The organism is Xanthovirga aplysinae (assembly GCF_009711365.1).
GTDB lineage: Bacteria > Bacteroidota > Bacteroidia > Cytophagales > Cyclobacteriaceae > Xanthovirga > Xanthovirga aplysinae.
Window position 1 is genome coordinate 1 of record NZ_SMMB01000516.1, and the last position, 2,057, is coordinate 2,057.

Genomic DNA, 2,057 nt, shown 5'->3' on the forward strand with positions numbered 1-2,057 from the left:
GGGAAAGAGGGGTGGTTGCTGCTGCTAGTTATGAAGCAAGGGTGTTTGGGGTGCGATCAGCTATGCCTTCTGCTTTAGCCTTGAAAAAGTGTCCTCATATTATTTTTGTAAAACCTCGATTTGAGGCCTATAAAAAGGTTTCCTCTCAAATTCATTCAATCTTTGAGGAGTATACAGATTTAATTGAGCCTTTATCTCTTGATGAGGCTTATTTGGATGTGACGAATAATAAAAAAGATATGCCTTCAGCCACTTTAATTGCTAAGGAGATAAAAAAGAAAATAAGAGAAAAGACCCAGTTGACTGCCTCAGCTGGAATTTCATATAATAAATTTTTAGCAAAAATTGCATCTGATTTTGATAAACCTGATGGTTTAACGTTGATAAGCCCTGAAGAAGCAGAAAAGTTTGTGGAGGAATTACCAATTGATAAATTTTTTGGTATTGGAAAGGTGACTGCGGAACGAATGCATGAAATAGGAATTCATACTGGTAGGGACCTAAAAAAGTACGATAAAATTCAATTGTATAAATTGTTTGGTAAATCCGGAGGGTATTATTATAATATTGCCAGAGCTATTGATGAGCGAGCTGTAAATCCGCATAGAGTGAGAAAATCTATAGGAGTGGAACATACCTTTGAGCATGATCTTACTAATCCTAATGCAATGTATCAAGCTCTGGAAAAGATAGGGGAGAGCCTTTTTCGTAGAATAGAAAAAGCAAATGCAAGAGGGAAAACCTTAACCTTAAAGATTAAGTTTTCAAATTTTGAACAAATCACTAGGAGTAAAACGGAGAAAAGGCCAATTGATCAATTGGGTAAAATTAAAGTTTTGGCCCAGAAATTACTGGAAGAGGCGGAAGTTCAAAATACTGCAATTCGGTTATTGGGGTTGTCCGTTTCCAATTTAAGTGAGGAAAAAAAACTCTGGGGGCATCAATTAGAATTAAATTTTCCTTCTTTCAAACGTTGAAGCTTTTTCGAACCCTTTTATTTCCTTTAAAACCTAAAGCCTACTCCATAGCCAACGTCGTCAGATTCTCCAAGTCCTAAAGTTTTCAGATTTATTACCAAGAAGAAGAAATCGGTCAGATAAAACTTGAAACCAAGTCGAGCATATACAGGGGTATCGATATCAGCTTTAAATGGTCGATAAATTAAAACCCCCAATTGGGTGATTAAGGATAGTTTTCCAATGAACAATTCATGTCCCGCTAATATTCCTACGCGGAAGGGATTGTCTCTGGGGTTAGAATTGGGGTTACTGTTGATCTCATTTTGTATGGCCTCACTCCAAATAAATTCAGCTCCAAGGTTTACTGCTGAAATTCTAATTATTCGTTTATCGAGATACCCCCTTGCAGTGAGCACTACAAAATTATGATCGTCATTTACTGAATTCCGTACTGAACTAATGGTACCTACTAAGTTTACTTTTATGCCTTGCTGGAATCGCTCTAGTTTTTTCTTTTGATATTTGGGGGTTTCAGTTTCAATTCGATAGGAAAAGTTGGCGTATAGAGAAAGGAAATTTAGTGGTCCATTTGGTTTTCTAAAATTTCCATTTGAAATATGTGAAGCAGCAAAATAGGGATTAATACGAAAGCGATTATTCTTTGTGATTTGAAAGGAGTACCCTAAAGCAGCTTGAAGGTAATAGTTGACCAAGCTTCCAATAGCACGGTTATCGGGGTTATCGGGTTGATTCGCTGTTTTGGTAAAAAGTGCATAGCCAGCAGAAGGTCTTAAAAAGAAATGATGTTTTTTTCCCCGTCTCAAATAAAACATATAGTAGCCTTGAATACCAAAAGCTTCTCCTAAAGGTCGCTGAAACCATCGTATAAAAGAAATATCTACTCCTGCATCTGGATAGCCATAAATTTGTTGCCAAGGTTTGTACCCATAAGTGTTTTTGGCCCAGGCTGCATCAAAACCCCATGAAATTCCAGAACGTAGGTTACTAGTTTGGCCATTTTGTAAAAGGATGAGTCCTTGAGCTCCTAGGGCTAGTGTATTGGTGTATTTTTTTTCCCTAGAATTTGTTTGGGCTGAG

General features: G+C 37.1%; 2 protein-coding genes. One reads left to right on the forward strand and one right to left on the reverse strand.

The window, feature by feature from the left end; all coding sequences use genetic code 11:
* Positions 1 to 977: DNA polymerase IV (dinB, locus tag E1171_RS02270; RefSeq protein ID WP_155203669.1), on the forward strand; the 977-nt coding region annotated here is incomplete at its 5' end.
* A 26-nt stretch (positions 978 to 1,003) separates the two neighbouring features.
* Here the strand turns inward: dinB and E1171_RS02275 are convergent.
* Positions 1,004 to 2,057, reverse strand: a 1,054-nt coding sequence (locus tag E1171_RS02275; RefSeq protein ID WP_155203671.1) for an acyloxyacyl hydrolase, incomplete at its 5' end; no start/stop codon positions are given.